We start from the raw sequence: 23,704 nt of genomic DNA on the forward strand, positions 1-23,704 counted from the left end.
AGAGGGGCGCCTCCCTGCCCGCCGGCTCAAGGGAGTCGCCGCCGCCCGCGCGGCAAGCAATCACCGGATGGTGAGCTTGCCCTCGCTGAGGGTGGCCTTGCCGCCGCCCATGTCCTCGATGATTTCCTCGCGGCGATTGCCGATCTGCAGGTCGACACCGCCGTAGATCCGCTTGCCGACCTCGATGGTCGCCCCATCGGTGGCGTCCTTTTCCGCGGCCAGTTCCGCTTCCTTGGCCTCCAGTGCCCCCAGGTCGCGGTTCAGCTTCACATGGGTCTGCAAAGCCCGCGCACCGATCCCGTTGGCGCCCTTCTCCGGATGCTTGCGCAGGAAAATCAGCAGCTGCTCCAGCTTGCCCTTTTCCTCGGTCAGGCGCAGGCGGGTCCGTTCCAAAGCCTCTTTCTGCATGGCCGCATGCGGGTTCACCCCCACCTGCACCAAGGTCTTGACGCCGGCCATGGTACCCAGCGTCACCGCACGCACAGACCGCAGCGCCCGCACCTGGCCACCATTGATGCTGCCCTGGGCGGCGCCCTTGCCACCCACGGTCACGCTGTCGCCGGCCGCTACGTCACTCTGGCGGATCTCGCTTTCCACCACCACATCCTTGCCGGCGCTGACCGTGGCGTTACCGATGAAGCGCGCCTGCACCGACCCCTTGGCGATGACGTGGGCGCTGCGCATCACCGGCTCGCCGCTACCCGACAGGCCGCCTTCGGCCGCGCCCAGGATGCCGCCCTTGACCACCACGTTGCCGCCCGCATCGATGTGCGCGGCTTCCACCGTACCGCTGACCACCACGTCGCCAGTCACCTTCACCTGCATGCCGGTGGTGATGTCGCCATTGACCTGCAGGGTGCCGTCGAAATCGATATTGCCCGAGGACAGGTCGACGGCCTCGACCTGCACCACGGGATTGACCGACATGCCATGGCCATTGGCCAGCAGGGACGGCGCGCCGGCAATGGCGGCGACGAGCACGTCGGGATCCTGCGCGTCACGCGTGACACCGGTCAGCTCGGGATCGTAGGGGATGTCTTCCGGTTCCGGCGCCGGCGCGGCCTGGCCCAGCACATTGATGCCGTCCTTGCCCCGCTTGGCGGGAATACGGCGCATCAGGCGCATGCCCGGCTTGACCAGCAGCAGATTGCCCAGCGTGCGGTAGTCCACCAGCGCGCGGTCATCGACCTTGGCGTGGGGGGCCTGGGAGTCCAGCAGGGATTTGAACTGGGTGGGCTCGCCCTCGCTGGGGGCGATGCCTTCGGCCACCACCAGGTCTTCACAGAAGCCTGCTTCGAGGGCCTGCAGCAGCTGGTCTTCCTTCACGCCGAACACCACTTTGTGGTCGGCCAGGATGGCGCGCACGTCGGCCAGGACGACGTGGCGGCCGCCGCGCGGCGGCTGCATGTTCAGGAACACCTGCATGTGGTCGGGCTCGATCGACAGCTCGAAGCTGCCGTCGTGGACCGCGCCAATGACTTGCTCGACGACGTCGGGGTCGCCTTCGGGCAGGTCCGGCAGGTCGTCCAGGGTGGCGGTATCGGCCAGCACCGGCGCGCTTGCCAGTTCGACCACGGCGCCCAGATGCGCCGCGGCGGATTCGATGGCGGCCAGCTCGGTGACCAGCGCCGCGCCTTCGTCGGCGCCCTGCGATGCCGCGGCCAGGCCACCCGCGTAGCGCGCGGCCACCTCACAGCAGCGGTCGATGAAGCGCGCCACGGCGTCGCCATCCAGGGCGTCGGCCGTCCAGCCGCGGGTCGCGACCACGGTTTCCAGCATGTCGACGCTGGGCGGCTCGGCATCCACGCCCGCGCGGAAACCCGCGCGCAGTTCGTGAGTGACCGGGTCCAGGGTCAACCAGTAGCGTTGCTCCACAGTGTGAACGTCCCCATTATTTACGCAAACGTGCCGAAAGATCCCGGGCTGGCTGAGTGCCGCAGCATAGAATGCCGTTTAGCCACGATCGGCAATTATTTCAAAATATTAATATCATTTTCCACCTTTTCCTTAGCTCGATACAAAATTTTTCTAAGCATAAGAAAACTTGTGAGCGACGCGGTCGTGGACTGTAGCGGCACCCGGGCGGCTGTTCAAAAGCGCCGTGCGCGTCTCCTGCCGTGGACGGCGTGCGGTTGCGCTCCGCATGCGCTGCGCGCAGCGGAGGGTGGCGGGGGTGGCGTGGTTTCCAAGGATAAGAAAACTTGTGAACGACGCGGTCGTGGGCTGTAGCGGCGCAGGCCGCGCGGGCGCGCGGCGGCACTGGTCGCCAGGACGGAAGACCTCTACGATGCAGGGCGCCAGGTTGCCGTCCGTACGCGGGAGGGACGTTGGCCAGGCAGGAACAGAATTTCTAACGGTGAAGGAGCATTTCGATGGATCTGGGTCTGAAAGGAAAGACGGCTTTGGTTTGTGCGTCCAGCAAAGGGCTGGGGCGCGCCTGCGCTTTGTCGCTGGCGCGTGAGGGCGTGAACGTGGTCATGTCGGCGCGCGGGGCCGATGCGCTGGAAGCAGCGGCCGAAGCGATCCGCGCCGAAACGGGCGTTCAGGTCACCACGGTGGTGGCCGACGTCGCTACCGCCGACGGCCGCGCCCGCCTGCTGGCCGCCTGCCCGCGCCCCGATATCCTGGTCAACAACGCCGGCGGCCCCAAGCCGGGCGACTTCCGCGACTGGACCCGCGACGACTGGATCGCCGCCCTGGACGCCAACATGCTGGCCCCGATCGAATTGATCCGCGCCACCGTGGACGGCATGATCGAGCGCCGCTTCGGCCGCATCGTCAACATCACATCGGCCGCGGTGAAGATGCCCATCGAAACCCTGGGACTGTCCAACGGTGCGCGCAGCGGCCTGACCGGCTTCGTCGCCGGCCTGGCCCGCCAGGTGGTGGCCCATAACGTCACCATCAACAATCTGCTGCCCGGGCCGTTCGAAACCGACCGCCTGCTGAACACCATGAAGGCGGCCGCAACGGCCAGCCAGACCGCCGAGCAACTATTCGAGGAACGCCGCCAGCGCAATCCGGCCAAACGCTTCGGCGACCCCGCCGAATTCGGCGACGCCTGCGCCTTCCTCTGCGGCGCCCGCGCCGGCTTCATCACCGGCCAGAACCTGGTGATGGACGGCGGCGCGTATCCAGGCACGCTGTAAAGCCACGCTACCGCGCGCCGCAAGCGAAGAAATGGCACGTCAGCGGAGGCGCCCGAGAAAACGCGTAGCACGCGCGTGCTACGCGTCGAAACGGTTTCTAAGCGCCCCGCCGCGGGCGACCGAAGCGCACGCCAGACCTTTACGTGACTAAATAGGCACGGGCCGTGCGGGTTATCCCTGCGTGGTCCTATAATTTCGAGTTCATTTTTCCTTTGCAGGAAGTCTCGCCGCATCATGTCCGACCAGGAACAAGACACCGTCTCCGCGCTGGAAGCCCCGGGCTTCGCCCCCGCCCAGTTCGTTCGTTGGTTTCGTGAAGTCGCCCCCTATGTCCACGCGTTCCGCGGCAAGACCTTCGTCGTCGCCTTCGGCGGCGAGCTGGTGCAAGCCGGTGCCTTGAACGTGCTGGTGCAGGACCTGTCCCTGCTCTCCTCGCTGGGCATCCGCCTGGTGCTGGTGCACGGCTCGCGTCCCCAGGTAAACGAACAGTTGCGCCTGAAAGGCTATACCCATCAATTCGACCGCGGCATGTCGCCCACCGACGCCGCCTCGCTCGAATGCGCCAAGGAAGCGGCCGGCGAAATACGCCTGGACATCGAAGCGGCGTTCAGCCAGGGCCTGCCCAACACGCCCATGTCGCACGCCCACATCCGCGTCATCTCCGGCAACTTCGTCACCGCCCGGCCTTCCGGCGTCATCGACGGCGTGGACTACAAGCACACCGGCCAGGTCCGCAAGATCGACGTCGACGCCATGCGCCAGGCCATGGAGCTGGGGTCGGTGGTGCTGCTGTCGCCGCTCGGCTTCTCGCCCACCGGCGACGCCTTCAACCTGGCGATGGAAGAGATGGCGACCAGCGTGGCCGTGGCCCTGCGCGCCGAAAAGCTGATCTTCCTGTCGGTGACCGACGGCGTGCTCAACGAAGACGGCAGTGTGGATACCGAATTGGCGCGCATCGATGCCGACGCGCTGCTGGCCAAAGGCGACCTGGACGAGGACACCTCGGCGTTCCTGCAGTACAGCTCGCTGGCGGTCAAGCGTGGCGTGGCGCGGGCGCACATCGTGCCCTTCACGCTGGACGGCGGTGTGCTGTTGGAAATCTTCACCCACGATGGCGTGGGCACCATGGTCGTCGAAGACACCCTGGACGATCTGCGCCCGGCGACGCTGGACGATGTCGGCGCCATCCTCAGCCTGATCGAGCCGCTGGAAGCCGATGGCACGCTGGTGCCGCGCGGCCGCGGCGTGATCGAACGCGACGTCGAGAACTTCACGGTGCTGGAGCACGACGGCGTCATCTACGGCTGCGCGGCCTTGCATCACTTTCCGGAAGAACAGATGGCCGAAATGGCCTGCCTGATCGTGCATCCCGAATGGCAAGGCTCCGGCGAAGGGGAAATCCTGCTGCGCCATATGGAATCGCGCGCCCGCAGCCTCGGCGCCAAGCGGCTGTTCGTGCTGACCACGCGTACCTCGCACTGGTTCCTCAAGCGCGGTTTCGTCAACGGCGGCATCGCCGACATGCCGCGCGAAAAGCAGCAGAACTACAACCGCTCACGCAACAGCCTCATCTTCATCAAGCGGCTGTAGGCAGGGGCTGTGGTGCCGCTGCCGCTGCTCCCGCGCAGCGCCTGCGGCAGCGCCTGCAGCCACGGCTGTAGAGCACTGCCCTTGCAAGCGCGACGCGCCACCGTGCACGCCGCAGGGGCTTTCCGGCCAGCGCCGCCGCCTCGGTTAAAATCCGCCCATTCACTTTTTTAGGCAATTCCGACATGGCCCGTACCGTTAACTGCGTCAAACTCAAGCGTGAAGCCGAAGGGCTGGACTTTCCGCCCTACCCCGGCGAACTGGGCACCCGCATCTGGCAGAGCGTGTCCAAGGAAGCCTGGGAAGAATGGAAAGGCGTGCAGACCCGCCTGGTCAATGAAAACCGCCTGAACCTGGCCGACGCCCGCGCCCGCAAGTACCTGCAACAGCAGATGGAACGCTTTCTGTTCGAAGACGGCTCCGTGGAAGCGCAAGGTTTCGTCCCGCCTTCGGCGTAATATCGCAGCCCCCATGAAAAACCGGCGCCGGACTGCAAAGTCCGACGCCGGTTTTTTTGACTCCGCCTGGCGCGGCAGTCAGTGGATCAGCAGGCTTCCCTGAATCAGGCCTGCACGTCGTTCCCGACCGATTCGTCCTCTTCGCCGCGCGCCTGGCGCTCGGCGTTCTTGGCGCCGGTGTGACGCACGTCGGCACCATGCACCATATAAATGACGCGTTCGGACATGTTCTTGGCATGGTCGCCGATGCGCTCCAGCGCGCGGGCCACGAAGATCACGTCGATGGACGGCGAAATGGTGCGCGGGTCCTCGATCATGAACGAGATCAGCTGGCGCAGCGCGGCCTTCCATTCCTTGTCCACGCTCTTGTCGCTACGCACCACCGCGGCGGCCTGCAGGGCATCCAGGCGGGCAAAGGCGTCCAGGGTCTGGCGCAGCATTTCGCGCACGGCATCGGCCATGTGGCGCAGGTCCACGCTGGGCGTGTAGCGCACTTCGTCATCATGGATACGACGAGCCACGGCCGAGATCTTTTCCGCTTCGTCACCGCAACGTTCCATATCGGTCAGCATCTTGGACACGGCCATCAGCGTACGCAGGTCGATCGCGGTGGGCTGGTGGCGCGCCAGGATCTGGCTGATGCGCTGGTCGATGTCGACTTCGTAGCGATTGACTTCCTTCTCACGCTCGCGAACCTTCTCGACCAGCAGCGTGTCGCCCCCCGTCAGCGCTTCGATGGACTCCTGGATCATGACCTCGACGACTCCCCCCATCGCCAGGAATTGCGAACGGACGGCTTCCAGATCGGCGTCGAATTGTTTGTTTGTATGCTCGGTCATCCGGGCTCCCAGCGGTTTTAACGGCTTGATGTCATGCGCTGCGCGCGCAGCCGGGCTTGGCTGTCGTGTATCAGCGTCGCCCGGAAGGTTATGACTTGTTTATGACAGGATTATGAACCGGTCCTCTCGCCCAGGCACGCGACCCTGACGGAAAGACAGGAGCGGCGGGCATTCATGCCGCCCCACCAGTCGTTCAGTCCGACCCCAGGCGCCGGATGCCATTCTGCGTGGCCAGCAGCGCCAGGTCGGCGCCGGGACGCGAAAACAGGCCGCAGGTCACCACGCCGGGAATATTGTTCACTTCCAGTTCCAGCGCCGGCGCATCGACGATATCCAGTCCGGCGACGTCCAGGATGACGTTGCCATTGTCGGTGGTGAACCCCTGGCGCACGACCGGGCGGCCGCCCAGCTTGGCCAGCGTACGCGCGACCGCGGCGGCGGCCATGGGGATCACTTCGACCGGCAGGGGAAAGGCGCCCAGGCGTTGCACCAGCTTGGATTCGTCGGCGATGCAGACGAAGCGGTCGGCCACCGACGCGACGATCTTCTCGCGGGTCTGCGCGCCGCCGCCGCCCTTGATCATGTGCAGGCGGCCATCGATTTCATCGGCACCGTCGACATAGACAGGCATGTGCTCGACGTCGTTCAGGTCGAATACGGCAATGCCGTGCCCTTGCAGACGCTTGGCGCTACGTTCGGAACTGGCGACCGCGCCGCGCACGCGGCCCTTGAAACGCGCCAGGCCGTCGATGAAAAGGTCGGCCGTGGAGCCGGTACCGACACCGATGATGACATCGGGGCCGGCCACTTGTTCAACGATTTCCAGGGCCGCATCAGCGGCCTGCTGCTTCAATTCTTGCTGGGAAAGCATGGCGGAGACTCAAAAAAGACGGAATGGAAGACGCGGCGGGCCCGCGCCAGCGGACCGCAACCCTGAAATTTAGCAGATCGGGGAGCTTCCCCCGCCGCCCACATCGTCTTCCGTCCCGTCGTGCCCGCCCAGCAAGCGTGCCGCCTGATCCTCCGGCAGGGACTCCACGCCTTTCAAGCTGCGCAGCATGGCGCGCGTGCGCACCTCCGTCTGCCCCAGCTTGTTGCCGGCCGTCTCCAGCGTGCGCTTGACCGCCGCCAGCGAGTCGCCGAAACGGCCGAATTCCGTCTTCACCGCCCGCAGGACCTGCCACACCTCCGAAGAACGCCGCTCGATGGCCAAGGTGCGGAAACCCATCTGCAAGCTGTTCAGCAGCGCCGCCAGATTGCTGGGCCCGGCCACGTTCACCCGCAGGTCGTGCAGGCGGTCCAGCACCCCGGGACGGCGCAGCACTTCGGCATACAGCCCCTCGGTAGGCAGGAACATGATGGCGAAATCGGTGGTGTGCGGCGGTGCGATGTACTTATCAGCGATCAGGCGCGCCTGGATTTCCACCGCGCGCGCCAGGGCCGCGCCGGCAGCCCGCGCGCCCTCGGCGTCGGCCGCCTCTTCCGCCGCGGTCAGGCGCTCGTATTCTTCCTTGGGAAACTTGGCGTCGATGGGCAGCCACACCGGCTCGCCCCCTTCGCCCCGGCCCGGCAACCGGATGGCGAATTCCACGATGGCATCGCTGCCGGGCACCGGCTTGACGTTGCGGGCGTATTGCTCGGTCGTCATGGTGTCTTCCAGCAGTCGCGCCAGTTGCACCTCGCCCCAGGTGCCGCGCGACTTGACGTTGGTCAGCACCCGCTTCAGGTCGCCGACACCGGCGGCCAGCGTCTGCATCTCGCCCAGGCCCTTGTGTACCGCTTCCAGGCGGTCCGACACCAGCTTGAAGGATTCACCCAGCCGCTGTTCCAGCGTGGCGTGCAGCTTCTCGTCCACCGTGCGGCGCATTTCCTCCAGCTTGGCGGCGTTGTCGGTCTGCAGGGCCGCCAACCGCTGCTCGACGGTCTGCCGTACTTCAAGCAGCCGGCGGTCGTTCAGTTCAACCAGATTGCGCAGTTCCTGCCGTAGCTGGCCGGCAAAGCGGTCCAGCGATTCGGCCGTCTCCACCCGGGCGGCCTGGGCATCGCGGCCTAGCGCCCCGCGCAGGGCCTCATGCGCATGCGTCAGTTCCTGGCGCAGGGCGCGATCGGCCGTGCCCAATTCATCACGCAGACCCCGCTGGTTTTCGGCCAGGTCGGCCCGTAGCACTCTTTCGAATTTCTCCAGCCCATCGAGCACCTGATCCAGGCGCCCATCGGCGGCCGGGCGGCGGCGCCAAGCCAATCCCGCCAGCAATGTGGCCAATAGGGACGCAGCGAGGCAAAGCCACAGCATTACATCTAAAGAAATGTTAGGCAAAAGGCCTCCATAAACGGAACAATCGGGGCAATTACGTGAAATTTGGCGCTAAATGCGCTTATGTAACTGCCATTATGTGGGCATAACACCACAGAATTCTGAGATTTTTCTTTGCCCCATGTGATAACGCGTTCAAACTACGGGCAACGTCGAATTTTCGTCATAAACAGGTGGCAACACATTGTGGAAACACATTGTTGTAAAGCCCACACTGCGTCTCTTATGAGCATAGTTCCACTGCAGCGGCGTCGAACCGCCGCCCAGCCCGCTCCGTTCCCCCCCCTCGTCCCCAGCCATGGATTGCCTTTCGGCGCCCTGGAACTGGACGAGATCGTGCCCATCGCGGCCGGGAACGAGCGCAGCGTCTACCAGCACCCTTATGAGCCCAACCTGCTCGTCAAGGTGGTGAACCGCGCGAGTTTCGCGGAGACGATGGACAAGCACCCCTGGCGCCGCCTGATCAAGACCCTGTTCCAGCGCGAAGGCGCCTACAGCGCGTATATCCACGAACTGTCTGAATACGCGGCGGCTTACAACGCCGCCGCCGGCCGCTGGCAGATTCCGATGGCCCGTGTCGTCGGCCTGGCCGAAACCACGCAAGGCCTGGGTTTGCTGGTGGAAAAGATTTCCGACGGCGCCGGCGGCCTGGCGCCCACGGTCGAAGACATGGTCCAGCGCGAAGGCCAGCTGGCTCCTGAGCTGGCGCGCCAACTGGCGTTCTTCTTCGACTCGCTGGCAGACCATCACATCATCCTCAACGACATCTCCGCTCGCAACATCGTCATGGGCGAAAACGCCCAGGGCAAGCGCGGACTGTATCTGATCGACGGTTTCGGCTCCAAGCAGGCGGTGCCGATATACGCCCTCAGCAAGTCCTTGAACCGCCGCCGCATCCAGCGCAAGGTGGATGCGATGATCGACCGCCTGAAAGCCCGCGCCGCGCGCGCCCAGCGGGCCAGCGTTGCCGAAATCTCCGAGTAGGGAAAGAGCGCGAAGCGCCGAGACACAAGCCGGACGGGGTCAGGCCGCGGAGGCCTGACCTCAGCAAGGCTCGCTGGACGGCTTACCCGAGCGCGTCACCCAGCTGTAGTCCTGGCCCGCCACCTGCCCTCTGCGCAGGGGATTGCGCGTGCAGAACACCGCGTAGGCGGGATCCACATAACGGTAAGGCAGATGTTCGTCACGGCCGGGCGGGATACCCAGGCGCGTCGTGCGCAGCAGGCGCGCCGGCCGGGCGCCCACGTCGTCGACGAAGAAGCGGCCGGGATCGAAGCCCTGCCCGTCCCATTCCGGTACTTTCAAACCCAGGGCCTTGCACAGCAAGGTCTGGCCGGCGCAAAGCCTTTGCGGTGAACGCGCCGCGCCGCCCGCGGCCGGACTCAAGGCCTGCATGCGCGCCAGGGCGTCCGCGCCGGACACGTCGTCCAGCCAGGGATGCGCCGACTTGATGAGCACCGCATTGCCCGGACCGGCCGCGCTGAAATTCAGCGAATCGCCGCCGCGCGCGTAGTACATGTAGATGGTGCCGCCATCCATGAACAGCGCGCGCCGCTTGTGCGTGTAACCCAGCGACGCGTGGCTGCCCTTCTCTTCCAGGTAATAGACTTCCGTCTCGATGATGCGCGCCGCCAGCCACAGATCGCCATCACGGCGCCGCAGCACCATGCCTATCAGTTCACGGGCAAGCTGGCGCGCGTCGCGGTGGAAGAAGGCATCGGGCAGCGGACGGCCGATGACCGCATCGGCGCGATACGCATAGGCCGGGTCACGCGCATCATCGGGCATCCACCGCTCCGCGGGCATCAGGCAGCATGGACGGTCTCGTGCGATTCGTACGCGTCAGGCGAAGCGCTCGCCATAGCGTTTTTCCGAAAAACCCACCGCCGCGGTGCCGTCCGGCGTCACGCTGACGGGCCGGCGCACCAGGGCTGGAAATTCCTTGATCAAGGCCAGCCATTGGGCGTCGGTGGTGGCGCCACGGCGCTCCTCGGGCAAGGCGCGCCAGGTCATGGACGTGCGATTCACCAGCTTTTCCCAACCGCCCAGTTGCTCGGCCCATGCCTTGAGCAAGGCCGGCTTCACCGGATGGTCGCGGTAGTCGATGAACTCGTGGCTCACGCCATGCTCGTCCAGCCACGTGCGCGCCTTGACGCACGTGCTGCACTGCTTGAGACCATAGAGGACGACTTGAGTCATGAAGATTGCTCCTTGCGGCGTTGCAGGCGGTTGGCGACGACCACGCAGATGCCGACGGCCAGGATGAACAAGGCGGCCAGCGCGTTGACCTCGGGCTTCAAGCCCAGTCGCACCCGCGAAAACACTTCCAGCGGCAGGGTCGTATAGCCCGGGCCGGACAGGAAGGAAGACAGGATCACATCGTCCAGCGACAGCGTGAACGACAGCAGCCAGGCCGACGCCAGGGCCGGCGCGATCAATGGTAGCGTGACCAGGAAAAACACTTTCAGCGGCGTCGCGCCCAGGTCCAGGGCGGCCTCTTCCAGGGACCGGTCCAGGTCGCGTACCCGCGACTGGATGATCACCGCCACGAAGGCCATGGCGAAGGTCGTATGGCCGATCCAGATGGTGAACACGCCATTGTCCGGCCAACCGATCAGGCCGCGCACTTCGACGAACATCAGCAGCAGCGAAATGCCCACCACCACTTCGGGGATCACCAGGGGCGCGCTGAGCATGCCCAGGTACAGCGAGAAACCGCGGAAACGGCCCATGCGCGCCAGCACATAGCCGGCCCAGGTACCGATAATGGTGGCGGCCGTGGCCGACAGCGCCGCCACGCGGAAAGACAGCCAAGCGGCGCTGAGCAGCGCGTCGTCATGGAACAGCGAGGCGTACCACTTGAACGAAAAGCCCGACCAGGCGGTCACCAGCGGCGAATCGTTGAAGGAAAACACCACCAGGCTGAGGATGGGCACGTACAGGAACAGGAACCCCAGCCCCAGCACCAGGGCCCGCAGCACGGGATTGGGACGCAGCATCATCGCTTGCCTCCCCCGTTCACATCGGCCTGCTTGACCTGGTTGTATTGGAACAGCGCCAGGGGCACCAACAGCAGCAGCACCATCACGCACGTGACGGAGGCGGCCATGGGCCAGTCGGCATTATTGAAGAACTCGCTCCACATCACCCGGCCCATCATCAAGGTATTGGCGCCGCCCAGCATTTCCGGGATGACGTATTCGCCCACCGCCGGAATGAAGACCAGCATGGCGCCGGCGATCACACCCGGCCGCGACAGCGGCACGGTGATCTGCCAGAACGCCTGCCAGGGCTTGGCGCCCAGGTCATAGGCGGCCTCCAGCAGGCGCAGGTCCATCTTCACCAGATTGGCGTACAGGGGCAGGATGAAAAACGGCAGATAGGAATAGACCATACCGATATAGACCGCCAGGTCGGTACGATAGATTTCCAGCGGCTGCGAAATGATGCCCAGGGAAATCAGCAATTTATTGAGCAGGCCGTCGTTGCGCAGGATGCCCACCCACGCATAGACGCGCAGCAGCAGCGAGGTCCAGAACGGCAGGATCACGCCCAGCAGCAGCAGGTTGCGGGTGGCGGGCGTGGACCGGGCGATGTAGTACGCCATGGGATAACCGATCAACACGCAGACCAGCGTGCTGATGCCGGCAATCTTCACCGAGCTCAAATAGGTGGCGAAATACAGGCTGTCCGTGAACAGCAGCACATAGCCGCGCAGATGCAGGCTGAACTGCAGCGCCTGGTCCTTGTATTCCACCAGCGACGTATAGGGCGGAATCCCGAACTGCAGATCGGCCAGGCTGATCTTGAATACCAGCAGGAAAGGCACCAGCAGGAACAGCACCAGCCACAGGAAAGGCGGCACCACCGCCAGCGCGCGTCCGGACGGCACCAGGCGGCGCATCACGCGGCCCATCATGAGGCCAGCACCGTCGCGCTATCCGCCGCCCAGCTGGCATGCACTTCCTCGCCCACCGCCGGCGCATCGCTCTGCGCCAACACGCGGCGCGGCACGGTGGCTTCGATCTGCACGCCCGAATCCAGGCGGATCTGGTACAGCGCGTAGCTGCCCATCCAGGCCATGTGCGACACCATGCCGTGGGCCCAGTTGTGCTCGGTCTGCGGACGTTCGCGCGTCACGATGACGCGTTCGGGCCGGATCGAGACGTGCACCTGCATGCCCAGCGGCTCGCTGACGCCATGGTTGACGTACAGCGGACGCGACAGTTCTTCGCATTCGATGGCCACGTGATCCGCTTCGTCGACCACGATGGTGCCCGTGAACAGATTGGTGGTGCCGATGAAGCCGGCGACGAAACGCGAGTTCGGAAACTCGTAGACGTCTTGCGGCGTTCCGCATTGGACGATCTGGCCTTCGGTCATCACGGCCAGGCGATGCGCCATGGTCATGGCCTCTTCCTGGTCGTGCGTCACCATGATGCAGGTCACGCCGACCTGCTCCAGGATGCGCACCAGTTCGATCTGGGTCTTCTGGCGTATCTGCTTGTCCAGCGCCGACATCGGCTCATCCAGCAGCAGCAGCTTGGGGCGCTTGACCAGGCTGCGCGCCAGGGCCACGCGCTGCTGCTGCCCGCCGGACAGCTGATTCGGCTTGCGCCGGGCATAACCGGCCATCTGCACCAGGTTCAGCGCCTCGAACACGCGATCGTGGATTTCGGCGCGATCCACGCCTTCCTGCTTCAGGCCGAAAGCGACATTGGCCTCGACCGACATGTGCGGGAACAAGGCGTAGGACTGGAACATCATGTTGACCGGGCGCCGGTAAGGGGGCACCGCCGTGATGTCCTCGCCGTCGAGCAGGATCTGGCCGGAAGTCGCTTCCTCGAAACCGGCCAGCATGCGCAGCAGCGTCGACTTGCCGCAGCCCGAACTGCCCAGCAAGGCGAATATCTCGTTGCGCTTGACGCTAAGGCTGACCGAACGCACGGCGACCGTGTCGCCGAATATCTTCACCAGGTCGGCGACGCGGACGAACTCGTCCGGATCCGCCGTGTGTTGCGCCGGATAACGGCTGTCACTCATGATTGCTTATCTTCCGGACTTCAGTTCGGCCCACATGCGGGTCTGCAGGCGCAGGATGTTCACCGGCTGCGGCTTGATCACATACAGCGTCTTGGCGACGTCCGCGGGCGGATAGATCATGGGATTGTCGGCGACGTCCTTGACCACGTACTTGCGCGCCTCTTTATTGGCATTCGGATAGAACATGGTGTTGGTGATGGCCGCATGCACCTGCGGAGTTTCGATGTAGTTGATGAAAGCCAGCGCTTCATCCACGTGCTGGGCGTCCTTGGGGATGGCCATCGTGTCGAACCACGCCGGCGCACCGCCCTGCGGAATGTAGTAGTTGACGTCGTAAGGCTGCTTGGCTTCCTTGGCACGCTTGCGCGCGATCATGACGTCGCCGGAAAAACCGTAGACCATGCACAGGTCGCCCACGGCCAGTTCGTCGATGTAGCCCGACGAACTGAACTGGCGGATATAGGGACGAATTTTCTTCAGGAGTTCCAGCGCTTCCTTGTAATCGTCCGGATTGCTGCTGTTGGGATCCTTGCCCAGATAATGCAGGACCGCCGGGAAAACCTGCGCGGCCTCGTCCAGCATGGAGATGCCGCAGTCCTTCAGCTTGGCGGCGTTCTCGGGCTTGAACAGCATGTCCCAGCTACCCAGGGGCGCGTCCTTGCCCAGGATCTGCTGGACCTTGGTGACGTTGTAGCCCAGGCCGTTGGTGCCGTAACCCCATGGCACCAGGTACTGGTTGCCCGGGTCGACCGTGGCGACCAGGGCCATCAGGTCGGGATCCAGGTACTGCCAGTTGGGGATCCTGGATTTGTCCAGCTTCTGGAACAGGCCGCCCTGCAACTGGCGCGCGGCATAGTGGGTCGACGGTACGACCACGTCGTAGCCGGACTTGCCGGTCAGCAGCTTGGCCTGCAGGGTGTCGTTGTTGTCGTAGACGTCGTAGCGGACCTTGATGCCGGTCGCTTTCTCGAAGCCGGGAATGGTGTCGGGCGCGGTGTATTCGGCCCAGTTATAGACGTTGACGACCTTGTCTTGGGCATGGGCTGTAGCCATGACCACGGTCGCCAGTACCGCTCCCGCTGCGTAGCGGATACCCGCGTTGAATCTCATCCAGGGCCCCTTGCCTAGAAAGTTATGCACCTATCGCTGCCCGAGTCCCCGGCGCGCCAAAGGCAAAATGATAATGGGTTTTACGCCCTGCGTCAGTCGGGGTGGCTGGCCATGCGGCGGCGGTAGGCCACTTCCAATTTTTCGTGCAAGGCCAGGCCGGCCGCGCCGCCGACCTTTTCCAGCGAACGGCGCAGGCGGCGCAGGTTGCCCGCGCGGGCCGGCGCGGTGACGCCGCCCTGGTGGCCGCGGTCGAAATCGATGATCCAGGCCTTGCCCGCGCCATCGATAAGGATGTTGTAAGCGTTGAGATCCGCGTGCCATACCCCGGCGTGGTGCATGCGCGCCACGGCGTCGGCGGCGGCCTCCCAGACCGGACTATCCAGCAACAGTGCCAGCGGCCGCACGTCGGGGATGCGTTCGACGATGATGGCTGCCTTGTAGGCCAGCCCCTGGCGCCAGTAGGCGGCAGCCAGCGGCGCCGGCACCGGCAGCCCCTGGGCCGCCAGCGACTCCAGCAAGCGAAACTCCCGGAAACTGCGGGTGCTGTCGGCGCCCAGCCAGAAATAATCGCGGTCGCTGATGCGGGCGACCAGGCCGCCACGCCGGTAATGCCGCAACACGCCAGCACCGAATTCGCCCTGGACGAACCACGCGGCCTGCCGCCCGCCCGCGGCCACGGGCTCGGCAGGGGTGCCGTAGGTGGCGGCATAAGCAGCGGCATCGAAAAGATGCGGACCGGGCCGGCTGATACGGGCCGCGTCATAAAGCATGGCGCCGGCGGGCGCCTCGTCCCACGCCAAAGCGGCGGTTTCAACCCTCACGATTGCGCATCCAGTCGGCAGTGCCGTAGAAGGAATGCAGCAAGCGGTCCATCAAGGCCTGTTCCAGCCCCTGTTCGGCCATGGCGCGCCCCATGCAGACGACCCATTGGTCGCGTTCGCGCGTGCCGATGGAAAAAGGCAGGTGGCGGGCACGCAGCCGGGGATGGCCAAAACGTTCGATGTAATGGTCAGGGCCGCCGAAATAGCCGCACAGGAACCAGAACAGCCGGTCGCGCGCGTTATCCAGGCTGGGACCATGGGCGGCGCGCAGGTCGGCCAGGTCGGCGTCCATGTCCATCAAGTCATAGAAACGCTCGACCAGCGCGCGTACGCCCGGCTCGCCGCCCAGTTGTTCGAAGATGCTGCGCGTGTGATCGATAGGCTCGAAGATCGGTTCGACGCGCGTCGTCGTAGTCATAGTGCTTCCCGCAAAGTGACCAGGGGCGGCGTCCGCAGTACGCCGCGCAAGGCCAAGGCACCCCCACCCCAGGCGCCCAGCATGCCGGCGGCGATGCCGGCCAGCCAGGGCCACAGGCTGAGCGTGATAGTGAAATCGAAAACGAAGCGCGACAGGGCCCAGGCCACCGCGGCAGCACCGGCCGCGCCCAGCAGGCCGGCCAGGCCACCCACCGCCAGCAGCTCCAGCCGCTGCGCACGCGCCAGTTGGCGCCGCGTGGCGCCCAGTGCGCGCAATACCGCGGCCTCGCGCACGCGTTCGTCGCGCGTGGCCGTCAGGGCGGCGGCCAGCACCAGTACACCGGCCGCCAGCGTAAATACGAACAGCAGCTGCACCGCCTGCACCACCTGATCAAGCACGGTCTGCAACTGCTTCAGGATGGCGCCGACGTCGAACACGGTCAGATTGGGGTAGTCGCGCACCAGCTGGGGCAGCAACTGCGGTTTGTCGTCGGGCAGGTGAAAGGAGGTGATCCAGCTTTGCGGCGCGTCGGCCAGCGCCGACGGCGACAGCATGGCGAAGAAGTTCACCCGCATCGTGTCCCAATCAACCGTGCGCAGGCTGGTGACGTCCGCTTCCACGGTCTGGCCGGCGATGTCGAAGGCCAGCTTGTCGCCCATCTTCACGCCCAGGGTGGTGGCGATGCCGGACTCCATGGACACTTCGCGCGAGGCCGGCGCCATCCAGCGGCCCTCGGCCAGGCGGTTGTACGTCGGCATCTTGTCGGCGTAAGACAGATTGAACTCACGGTCCACCAGGCGCTTGGCGCGGCCATCCTCGTAATCGGCCGCCGACACGGCGCGGCCGTTGATGGACACCAGGCGGCCGCGGATCATGGGATAGAGGTCGGCCTGGCCGACGCCGCCCTGCGTCAGGCGCGTGGCTACCGCCGCGCGCTGGTCGGGCTGGATGTTGATAAGGAAACGGTTGGGCGCATCCGCCGGCAAGGTGCGCTGCCAGCCGGCGATCAGGTCGGTGCGCGTCATGGCCAGCAGCAGCAAGGCCATCAGGCCGATGGCCAGGGCGCAGACCTGGGTGATGGTGGCGGCGCGGCGCCGGGTCACCCCGGCCAGGGCGAAACGCAGCGCCGGCATGCCGGCGGCGGCGTGGCGCACGCGTGCCAGCAAGGCCACGCAAAGTCCGGCCAGCAGGGCGAAGACCGCGAAGGCGCCCAGGAAGCCGCCGGCGATGATGCCACCCAGGCGGGCATTGCCGGCGAACCACCATATCAACAGCGCAAAGCCGGCGGCACCGATGATGTAGCCGACCACGCTGCCCGCCTGCAGGCCCGTATCGTCCCGCCGCAGCACGCGCGCCGGCGGCACGTGGCGCAATTGCGCCAGCGACGGCAGCGCGAAACCCAGCAGCAGCCACAGGCCGGTGGCCAGGCCCTGGGCCGCGGGCAGCACCGATGGCGTGGGCAGCGGCGTGTCGATCAGGCGGGCCAGCACCTGCACCAGTCCTTCGTGCACGGCATATCCCGCCACGCCGCCGGCCAGCGACGCCAGCACGCCGACCAGGATGAATTCCACGGTCAACATGCGCGTGATGGCCGATTGCGGCGCTCCCAGGCAACGCATCACCGCGACGCCGTCGCGATGGCGTTGCATGAAGCGATTCGCCGCCAGGGCCACCGCCACCGCGGAAATCAGCACCGCCAGCAGCGCCACCAGGGACAGGAAGCGCTGGGCGCGATCCAGCACGCGGCGCACGTCGGGACGGCCGGATTCGACCGTGGCGATTTTCTGGCCCCGCTGCAGGTTGGCGGTCAGCCAGGTCGAATAGGCCGCCACGGCGGGAGCTTCACCCGCGGCCAGCAAGGCATAGCCGACACGGCTGCCGGGCGCGATCAGATGCGTGGCCGCCAGGTCATCGGCGCGCATCATGACGCGTGGCGACACGTTGACGAACTGCAGGCTGCGATCCGGTTCGTAGGTCACCACACGGGCGATGCGGAATTGCGCATCGCCCAGCGTCAAGGTGCCGCCTACCGCCACATTGAGCATGCCCAGCAGTTGCGGATCGACCCAGACGGTGCCGCGGTCGGGCACGTCGCGCGTGGGGGCGTCAGCGCCGAAGGGGGCCTGGGCGGTGCGCAGGCTGCCACGCAAGGGGTAGCCCGGCTCGACGGCCTTCAGGGACACCAGCTGGGCGTTGTCGCCCGCGCCGGCCATTGAAGGGAATTGCCAGGTGTGCGCCAGCCGCAGGCCTTCCTGCAGCGCGCGCTGCTCGAAAGCGGGCGGCAAGGGCGAATCGGAATCCAGCACGACATCGGCACCCAGCATCTGGGCGGCGTCGCGCTCCAGCGCGCGGCCGACCCGGTCCGCCAGGAAGCCCACGCTGGTGACGGCGGCCACCGCGACGATCAGCGCGATGACCAGCAGCCGCAATTCGCCGGCGCGGGTATCGCGCAGCAAGGCGCGCACACCCAGGCGCAGCGGGTGCAGGAGTCCGCGCGTGGCGACGGGACGCGCGGCGGGGAAACGGGCGGCGGCGGAGGATTCTGGCATGGGCGTATCGTACCTAAAGCTGACGATAGTCTGGCGCTCTGCAGGAAGAAAAAGTCACGCCTGCGGGGCGGGATGACGCGGCGAAAATAAAAAGGCGAAGCTTCCTGGCGGAAGCTTCGCCTGGCCCTGCGCCCGCGAAAATTACTTGGCCGGGGTGGCGGGAGCCGTCTTGGCGGACGACTTGGCGCCGGACTTCTTGGCCTTGTGCTTATGGGTTTGCGAGGACTTGGGCTTGGCGGTCGTCGAAGCGTCGGCAGCGAAAGCCGCCGGCGCCGCGGCCAGACCCAGGGTCAATGCCGAGACGGACAGAAAAGCAGCAATGCGGGAGCGAGAGGTCATGAATAACTCCAGAATTAATAAGGCCACCGGGCCTTGATTCCACGGGCGCGGCGATCTTGCCGTGTTCCCCGTACTGCTTTTGAGCAGGGAGTTCAGGGAAGGTTGCATGCATTCGATAAAAAATTTCATACTCGATGCAACCTAATGCGAATACGCGAATTTTCGCGGGGAAACCCGGATATTTCCTTGCGATTTTTGCGGGATAGCTTTCGTTTTTCTTAAAGAGAACAGCTGATTTTGGTTAATGCGATTTCCTGGAAGCACAATCAAAAAATAATCGAGGGGGGAGACCCCCTCGATACTCCCTATTCAAACGACACCGGTTTTCATGGCAGCGTCAGAATATGGGGGGAATGCTGACCTGCTCAATAAGCCGAATAGGTTGTGTTGGCGCAATGGGCTATCGAGGAGCACCCTCCCCTCCGTGCATCGATCAGGTCTCCTGACCGCAGCGGCAGGAAAGCGAGGGAATTTCCTTCTATCCGCACCGGCGCGGCATCACGCTTCCTTCAATTTCTCCAAGGCGTCTTCCAGGCGGTCGCAGGCCCAGACTTCCAGGCCTTCGATGGGTTGGCGCGGGGCATTGGCCTTGGGGATCAGCGCGATGTTGAAACCCAGTTTCGCCGCTTCGCGCAGGCGTTCCTGGCCGCGCGGTGCGGGACGGATTTCGCCGGCCAGGCCCACTTCGCCGAAGGTCACCAGCCCCCGCGGCAAAGGCCGATCGCGCAGCGACGACATGATGGACAGCAACACCGGCAAATCCGCCGCCGGTTCCGTGATCCGCACCCCGCCCACCGCGTTGACGAACACGTCCTGGTCCGACGTCACCACACCCGCATGCCGATGCAGCACCGCCAGCAACATGGCCAGGCGGTTGCTTTCCAGCCCCACCGTCAGCCGCTTGGGATTGGGCGTGTGCGCCGCATCGACCAGCGCCTGGATTTCCACCAGCAATGGCCGCGTGCCTTCCTGCGTGGCCATCACGCATGAGCCCGCCACCTGGCGGTCGTGCTGCGACAGGAACAAGGCGGATGGATTGGCCACGCCGCGCAAGCCGCGATCCGTCATGGCGAACACGCCCAGCTCGTTGACCGCGCCGAAGCGGTTCTTGAAGGCCCGCACCAGGCGGTAGGACGAATGCGTATCGCCCTCGAAATACAGCACGGTATCGACGATGTGTTCGAGCACCCGCGGGCCGGCCAGGGCGCCGTCCTTGGTGACGTGGCCGATCATGACGATGGCGATGCCGGTCTGCTTGGCCAGGCGGGTGAGTTGCGCCGCGCATTCACGCACCTGCGACACCGAGCCGGGGGCGGCCGTCAATTCGCTGCTATATAAGGTCTGGATGGAGTCGATCACCGCCACCACCGGACGCTGGTCGGCGACCGCCGACTGGATGGCTTCCAGGCGGATTTCCGCCAGCAGGTTGACGTCGCCGGTGGGCAGCCCCAGGCGGCGGGCGCGCAAGGCCACCTGTTCCGCGGACTCTTCGCCGGTCACGTACAGCACTTTGGCGGTGGCCGACATCGAGGCCAGGGCCTGCAATAGCAGCGTGGACTTGCCGATGCCGGGATCGCCGCCGATCAGCACCACGGCGCCGGCGACCAGGCCGCCGCCCAGCACCCGATCGAATTCGTCCAGCCCGGTCGGTTGGCGCGGCACTTCGCGCGCTTCGATTTCGGCCAGGCTGCGCACGGGGCTGGATGCCGCCAGCGGCGCATAGCGATGCTGCGCCGCTGCCGCGGGGGCCGCGCTTTCGACGGTTTCTTCCAGCGTGTTCCAGGCATTGCAGTGCGGGCACTTGCCCTGCCACTTGAGGCTGGTGCCGCCGCATTCGGCACAGACGTAGACGGTTCGAGATTTGGCCATTGGGGGAGTGTAGCGAATGGGGAAGGAACGAGGACCGCCTTTGACTATGCGCAAAAGCAAAAGCCAGCCGTCAGGCTGGCTTTGCAATGGGGCGCGGGCGGCGCGCAAAGCGCGCTGCTACATCAGCTGCGGCCGGCGAGGCTGCCGCCGCCGTCCACGCCCAAGACCTGGCCGGTGATGAAACCGGCATCGTCGGACAGCAGGAAGGCGATGGCGGCGGCGACTTCGGCGGGGCTGCCGATGCGCTTCATGGGAATCCCGGACAACACGCGCTTTTCACCGTCGCTGCCAACCGGACGGCTGGCGCGGAACAATTCCGTTTCGATCGGGCCAGGCGCAACCGCATTCACCGTGACGCCGTATTCGGCCAACTCCAGCGCCCAGGTGTGCGTGCAACCCACCAACGCCGCCTTGGCCGCCGAATAGCTGGTGCGGTCCTGGCTGCCATGGATGGCACGGCTGACCACATTGACGATGCGGCCCGAACGGCGCGTCTTCATCGATTCGACGAAGGCCTGCACCACTTGCACGGCGACGCGCACGTTCAGGTCCAGTACGTTGTACAGCGACGCCAATTCCACCGAACCCAAAGGCTGGGGCAGCACCAGGCCAACGTTGTTGACAATGGCGTCGACGGGGAATTTCTCGCGGATCTCGCGCAGCACGTCTTCGGTCTTGCCGGCGTCGGCAAGGTCACAGGCGTACAGATAGCCCGGGAAATCGACGTCATTGGTATGTCGGGCAATTCCCACCACGTGACAGCCCATATCGGCCAGCCGGCGCGACAGCGCCCAGCCTATCCCCTTGGTGGCGCCGGTCACCAGCACGCATTTGTCTTTCATGGAACAACCTCGAATCTGCATTGGAGAGAATGTGCCAAGTAGACACCATCCGCGCGTGGCTGTCTTGCTTTTGCCCCGTGACGATGAGCAGCCTGCTTCACCGCGTTACGGCGCGGTGCGCATCCAGGTCCGCGGCAAGCTGACAATAAATTCAGCTTATTGTCAAATATCGCGCCCGTGCACCGGTACGCGCGGCGCCAGGGCGCACAGCAATTCGTAGCCTATGGTTTCGGCCGCCTGCGCCACCTCGTCCACGGTCGGACCGCCCTCGCCCCACAGCACCACCGGCGCACCGACGTCGGCCGTCGGCACCGGGGTCAGATCGACCGCCAGCATGTCCATGGAAACCCGGCCCAGCAGGCGCGTGCGCACGCCCGCCACCGTGACAGGCGTGCCCGTGCCGGCATGGCGCGGGTAGCCATCGGCATAACCGCAAGCCACCACGCCCACGCGCAAGGGGCGATCGGCGCTGAACAGGCTGCCATAGCCCACGGCGTCGCCGGCCTTCACCTGCTGCACGGCAATCAGGCGCGATGCCAGGGTCATGGCCGGCCGCAGGCCGAAACTGGCGGCATCCGCATCGGCGAACGGCGAACCGCCATACAGGCAGATGCCGGGACGGACCCAGGCGCCATGATCCTCGCGCGCCAACGCAAGGTCGGGATAGCGCAGCGTGGCGGCGGAATTGGACACGCTGACCGGACCGGGCAAGCCTTCCGTGACGCGGTTGAAGACGTCCATCTGGGCAGCGACGCCCGGCTGGCCATCGGCGTTGGCGAAGTGCGTCATCTTGCCGACGCTGTTGAGGATGCCGTCGTCGCGCAAGCGCAGCGCCTGCTGATAGGCGGCGCGATACGCATCCGGCGCGAAACCCAGCCGGTTCATCCCGGAGTTGAGCTTCAGGAAGACATCCAGGCGCCGCGAACCGCGGTTCCCCGCCAGGATGGTCAGTTGGTCCGGATGGTGCACGGACGTGGTCAGGTGATAGCGCTCCAGCACTTCCACGTCGGCCGGCTCGAAAAAGCCTTCCAGCAGCAGGATGGGGCCGCCCCACCCCGCTTCGCGGCAGCGTACCGCTTCATTCAGATCCAGCATGGCCAGGCCCTGGGCCTGCCAGAAACCGCGCACTGCCTGCTCGATGCCGTGGCCATAGGCATTGGCCTTGATGACCGCCCAGACGGACGGCGCGGCCAACGCCCGGCCCTGCGCCGCCGCGGCGGTGACGGCGGCCTGGTGGACGTGCTTGCGGACGACCTCGAGGTTGTGCGTGAGGGCGTCGACGGAAATCGTGGCGGTAATTGGGCGTGGCATGGCGAGGCGGATGTCGTACCGGCGGAATGGTGGGCCGGCGGAGCAATGGACCGGTTGTATGAGAGAAGGATATTTTTTGCGGCAGGCGTTGGTTTTGGCGGTCGGCGTTAGTCTACCCGATGCCCTGTGACGGGCTCACTAAAATAGCGTCGATTCCACCGAGGCGATTTTGCGCTGATCCATGTCCGTCGACCATTACGAAAACTTTCCCGTTGCCTCCGTTTTGTTGCCACGCCGCCTGCGCGGGCCGGTTACCGATATCTATCGCTTCGCGCGTAGTGCGGACGATATTGCCGACGAGGGCGACGCGCCGGATGCGCAGCGGCTGGGGGAACTGGCTGCCTATCGGACGGAGCTGTATCGCATCGCCAGCACGGCCGGGCAAAGCTATCGTCCCGTCGCTGAACGCCTGGCGCCGGTCTTCATGCCGCTGGCGGCGACCATCGCGCGCCAGCAGTTGCCCATCACGCCCTTCCTGGACCTGCTGTCGGCGTTCGAACAGGACATCACCGTCAAGCGTTACGCCGACGAAGCCGCCCTGCTCGACTACTGCGCGCGCTCGGCCAATCCGGTCGGACGGCTGATGCTGCATCTGTACGGGGTGGTCGATGCCACGGCCTTGCGCCAGTCCGATGCCATCTGCACCGGCCTGCAACTGGTCAACTTCTGGCAGGACGTGCGGGTCGACTGGTACAAGGATAGGGTCTACCTGCCGCAGGATGCCCTGCAACGCCATGGCGTCAGCGAGGAAGACCTGGCAGCCTGCCGCCTGACGCCGCAATGGCAGGCGCTGCTGGGCGAGCAGGTCGCCCGCACACGGGCACTGTTACACTCCGGAGCGCCGCTGACCCGGCGTTTGCCCGGCCGCATCGGCCTGGAGCTGCGCCTGGTGGTGCAAGGCGGGTTGCGCATCCTGGAACGTATCGAGCAGGCCCGCTACGATGTGTTCATGAATCGCCCGGAACTGGGCGGGCGCGACTGGTGCATCATGCTGGGACGCGCGTTGTTCCGGCGCAGCGCTGGCTGACTGGCTGACGCGCTTTCTCTGTACCCCC

22 protein-coding genes are annotated in these 23,704 nt (G+C 65.5%); 5 read left to right on the plus strand and 17 right to left on the minus strand.

Annotation, left to right across the window (positions count from 1 at the left end; genetic code table 11):
• Positions 1–60 precede the first annotated feature (60 nt).
• Positions 61–1,875, minus strand: coding sequence for a DUF342 domain-containing protein (locus tag CEY05_RS26070; RefSeq protein ID WP_143220661.1), 1,815 nt, complete (start codon positions 1,873–1,875; stop codon positions 61–63).
• A gap of 497 nt (positions 1,876–2,372) precedes the next feature.
• Here CEY05_RS26070 and CEY05_RS26075 point away from each other — a divergent pair, with 497 nt between their 5' ends.
• The 3 genes from CEY05_RS26075 to CEY05_RS26085 all read left to right on the plus strand — a co-directional run bounded on the left by CEY05_RS26075 (position 2,373) and on the right by CEY05_RS26085 (position 5,194).
• Complete coding sequence (locus CEY05_RS26075) at positions 2,373–3,149, plus strand: SDR family oxidoreductase (protein ID WP_088600199.1); 777 nt, start codon at positions 2,373–2,375, stop codon at positions 3,147–3,149.
• A 234-nt stretch (positions 3,150–3,383) separates the two neighbouring features.
• Positions 3,384–4,739, plus strand: a complete 1,356-nt coding sequence (gene argA / locus CEY05_RS26080) for an amino-acid N-acetyltransferase (protein ID WP_088600200.1) — start codon at positions 3,384–3,386, stop codon at positions 4,737–4,739.
• 182 nt (positions 4,740–4,921) lie between these two features.
• A complete protein-coding gene (locus CEY05_RS26085; RefSeq protein ID WP_088600201.1) occupies positions 4,922–5,194 on the plus strand; it encodes an oxidative damage protection protein in 273 nt (90 codons plus the stop codon).
• A 104-nt stretch (positions 5,195–5,298) separates the two neighbouring features.
• Here CEY05_RS26085 and phoU read toward each other — a convergent pair whose 3' ends face one another.
• The 3 genes from phoU to rmuC all read right to left on the minus strand — a co-directional run bounded on the left by phoU (position 5,299) and on the right by rmuC (position 8,326).
• A complete protein-coding gene (gene phoU, locus CEY05_RS26090; protein ID WP_088600202.1) occupies positions 5,299–6,033 on the minus strand; it encodes a phosphate signaling complex protein PhoU in 735 nt (244 codons plus the stop codon).
• Between the two features lie 193 nt (positions 6,034–6,226).
• Entirely contained in the window at positions 6,227–6,904 is a 678-nt protein-coding gene (gene rpiA / locus CEY05_RS26095; RefSeq protein WP_088600203.1) for a ribose-5-phosphate isomerase RpiA, read from the minus strand.
• A gap of 69 nt (positions 6,905–6,973) precedes the next feature.
• Positions 6,974–8,326: a DNA recombination protein RmuC gene (gene rmuC, locus CEY05_RS26100; protein ID WP_088600204.1), complete on the minus strand. Its 1,353-nt coding sequence runs from the start codon at positions 8,324–8,326 to the stop codon at positions 6,974–6,976.
• A gap of 246 nt (positions 8,327–8,572) precedes the next feature.
• Between rmuC and CEY05_RS26105 the strand changes: the two genes are divergently transcribed.
• Positions 8,573–9,331, plus strand: coding sequence for a YrbL family protein (locus CEY05_RS26105; RefSeq protein ID WP_088600205.1), 759 nt, complete (start codon positions 8,573–8,575; stop codon positions 9,329–9,331).
• 60 nt (positions 9,332–9,391) lie between these two features.
• Here the strand turns inward: CEY05_RS26105 and CEY05_RS26110 are convergent, their stop codons facing one another.
• The 13 genes from CEY05_RS26110 to alr form a co-directional block, all read right to left on the minus strand.
• Positions 9,392–10,135 (minus strand): DNA-3-methyladenine glycosylase, encoded by a 744-nt coding sequence (locus CEY05_RS26110; protein ID WP_088600206.1) that lies wholly within the window; start codon positions 10,133–10,135, stop codon positions 9,392–9,394.
• 54 nt (positions 10,136–10,189) lie between these two features.
• Positions 10,190–10,546 (minus strand): Spx/MgsR family RNA polymerase-binding regulatory protein, encoded by a 357-nt coding sequence (locus tag CEY05_RS26115; protein WP_088600207.1) that lies wholly within the window; start codon positions 10,544–10,546, stop codon positions 10,190–10,192.
• Positions 10,543–11,346 carry an ABC transporter permease subunit gene (locus tag CEY05_RS26120; RefSeq protein WP_088600208.1) on the minus strand — a complete coding sequence of 268 codons (804 nt, stop codon included), beginning with the start codon at positions 11,344–11,346 and terminating at the stop codon, positions 10,543–10,545. Before CEY05_RS26120 ends, CEY05_RS26115 begins: the two co-directional genes overlap by 4 nt.
• Entirely contained in the window at positions 11,346–12,251 is a 906-nt protein-coding gene (locus CEY05_RS26125) for an ABC transporter permease subunit (protein WP_088600447.1), read from the minus strand. The genes CEY05_RS26120 and CEY05_RS26125 overlap by 1 nt, the downstream gene beginning before the upstream one ends.
• 11 nt (positions 12,252–12,262) lie before the next feature.
• The gene (locus tag CEY05_RS26130; protein ID WP_088600209.1) at positions 12,263–13,390 is read right to left on the minus strand and encodes an ABC transporter ATP-binding protein; all 1,128 of its coding nucleotides are present in this window, start codon (positions 13,388–13,390) and stop codon (positions 12,263–12,265) included.
• Between the two features lie 6 nt (positions 13,391–13,396).
• Entirely contained in the window at positions 13,397–14,443 is a 1,047-nt protein-coding gene (locus tag CEY05_RS26135; RefSeq protein WP_369825998.1) for a polyamine ABC transporter substrate-binding protein, read from the minus strand.
• Positions 14,444–14,592: 149 nt separating this feature from the next.
• Complete coding sequence (locus tag CEY05_RS26140) at positions 14,593–15,321, minus strand: 3-deoxy-D-manno-octulosonic acid kinase (RefSeq protein ID WP_255407788.1); 729 nt, start codon at positions 15,319–15,321, stop codon at positions 14,593–14,595.
• Complete coding sequence (locus CEY05_RS26145) at positions 15,311–15,739, minus strand: group II truncated hemoglobin (protein WP_088600211.1); 429 nt, start codon at positions 15,737–15,739, stop codon at positions 15,311–15,313. The genes CEY05_RS26140 and CEY05_RS26145 overlap by 11 nt, the downstream gene beginning before the upstream one ends.
• A complete protein-coding gene (locus CEY05_RS26150; RefSeq protein ID WP_088600212.1) occupies positions 15,736–18,288 on the minus strand; it encodes an ABC transporter permease in 2,553 nt (850 codons plus the stop codon). Before CEY05_RS26150 ends, CEY05_RS26145 begins: the two co-directional genes overlap by 4 nt.
• A 141-nt stretch (positions 18,289–18,429) precedes the next feature.
• Positions 18,430–18,627, minus strand: coding sequence for a hypothetical protein (locus tag CEY05_RS26155; RefSeq protein WP_088600213.1), 198 nt, complete (start codon positions 18,625–18,627; stop codon positions 18,430–18,432).
• 498 nt (positions 18,628–19,125) lie between these two features.
• Positions 19,126–20,496 (minus strand): DNA repair protein RadA, encoded by a 1,371-nt coding sequence (gene radA / locus CEY05_RS26160; protein WP_088600214.1) that lies wholly within the window; start codon positions 20,494–20,496, stop codon positions 19,126–19,128.
• A 122-nt stretch (positions 20,497–20,618) separates the two neighbouring features.
• Complete coding sequence (locus tag CEY05_RS26165; RefSeq protein WP_088600215.1) at positions 20,619–21,338, minus strand: SDR family oxidoreductase; 720 nt, start codon at positions 21,336–21,338, stop codon at positions 20,619–20,621.
• Positions 21,339–21,500: 162 nt separating this feature from the next.
• Positions 21,501–22,649, minus strand: coding sequence for an alanine racemase (gene alr / locus CEY05_RS26170; protein ID WP_088600216.1), 1,149 nt, complete (start codon positions 22,647–22,649; stop codon positions 21,501–21,503).
• A gap of 181 nt (positions 22,650–22,830) precedes the next feature.
• Between alr and hpnC the strand changes: the two genes are divergently transcribed.
• Positions 22,831–23,676 (plus strand): squalene synthase HpnC, encoded by an 846-nt coding sequence (gene hpnC, locus CEY05_RS26175; protein WP_088600217.1) that lies wholly within the window; start codon positions 22,831–22,833, stop codon positions 23,674–23,676.
• Positions 23,677–23,704: the final 28 nt, after the last annotated feature.

This window comes from Achromobacter sp. HZ34, assembly GCF_002209485.1.
Lineage (GTDB): Bacteria > Pseudomonadota > Gammaproteobacteria > Burkholderiales > Burkholderiaceae_B > Bordetella_C.

Coding starts and splice junctions, on each gene's coding strand:
- CEY05_RS26075 (WP_088600199.1), top strand. CDS start 2,373: ATGGATCTGGGTCTGAAAGGAAAGACGGCTTTGGTTTGTGCGTCCAGC.
- argA (WP_088600200.1), top strand. CDS start 3,384: ATGTCCGACCAGGAACAAGACACCGTCTCCGCGCTGGAAGCCCCGGGC.
- CEY05_RS26085 (WP_088600201.1), top strand. CDS start 4,922: ATGGCCCGTACCGTTAACTGCGTCAAACTCAAGCGTGAAGCCGAAGGG.
- phoU (WP_088600202.1), bottom strand. CDS start 6,033: ATGACCGAGCATACAAACAAACAATTCGACGCCGATCTGGAAGCCGTC.
- rpiA (WP_088600203.1), bottom strand. CDS start 6,904: ATGCTTTCCCAGCAAGAATTGAAGCAGCAGGCCGCTGATGCGGCCCTG.
- rmuC (WP_088600204.1), bottom strand. CDS start 8,326: ATGCTGTGGCTTTGCCTCGCTGCGTCCCTATTGGCCACATTGCTGGCG.
- CEY05_RS26105 (WP_088600205.1), top strand. CDS start 8,573: ATGAGCATAGTTCCACTGCAGCGGCGTCGAACCGCCGCCCAGCCCGCT.
- CEY05_RS26110 (WP_088600206.1), bottom strand. CDS start 10,135: ATGCCCGATGATGCGCGTGACCCGGCCTATGCGTATCGCGCCGATGCG.
- CEY05_RS26115 (WP_088600207.1), bottom strand. CDS start 10,546: ATGACTCAAGTCGTCCTCTATGGTCTCAAGCAGTGCAGCACGTGCGTC.
- CEY05_RS26120 (WP_088600208.1), bottom strand. CDS start 11,346: ATGCTGCGTCCCAATCCCGTGCTGCGGGCCCTGGTGCTGGGGCTGGGG.
- CEY05_RS26125 (WP_088600447.1), bottom strand. CDS start 12,251: ATGCGCCGCCTGGTGCCGTCCGGACGCGCGCTGGCGGTGGTGCCGCCT.
- CEY05_RS26130 (WP_088600209.1), bottom strand. CDS start 13,390: ATGAGTGACAGCCGTTATCCGGCGCAACACACGGCGGATCCGGACGAG.
- CEY05_RS26135 (WP_369825998.1), bottom strand. CDS start 14,443: ATGGCTACAGCCCATGCCCAAGACAAGGTCGTCAACGTCTATAACTGG.
- CEY05_RS26145 (WP_088600211.1), bottom strand. CDS start 15,739: ATGACTACGACGACGCGCGTCGAACCGATCTTCGAGCCTATCGATCAC.
- CEY05_RS26150 (WP_088600212.1), bottom strand. CDS start 18,288: ATGCCAGAATCCTCCGCCGCCGCCCGTTTCCCCGCCGCGCGTCCCGTC.
- CEY05_RS26155 (WP_088600213.1), bottom strand. CDS start 18,627: ATGACCTCTCGCTCCCGCATTGCTGCTTTTCTGTCCGTCTCGGCATTG.
- radA (WP_088600214.1), bottom strand. CDS start 20,496: ATGGCCAAATCTCGAACCGTCTACGTCTGTGCCGAATGCGGCGGCACC.
- CEY05_RS26165 (WP_088600215.1), bottom strand. CDS start 21,338: ATGAAAGACAAATGCGTGCTGGTGACCGGCGCCACCAAGGGGATAGGC.
- alr (WP_088600216.1), bottom strand. CDS start 22,649: ATGCCACGCCCAATTACCGCCACGATTTCCGTCGACGCCCTCACGCAC.
- hpnC (WP_088600217.1), top strand. CDS start 22,831: ATGTCCGTCGACCATTACGAAAACTTTCCCGTTGCCTCCGTTTTGTTG.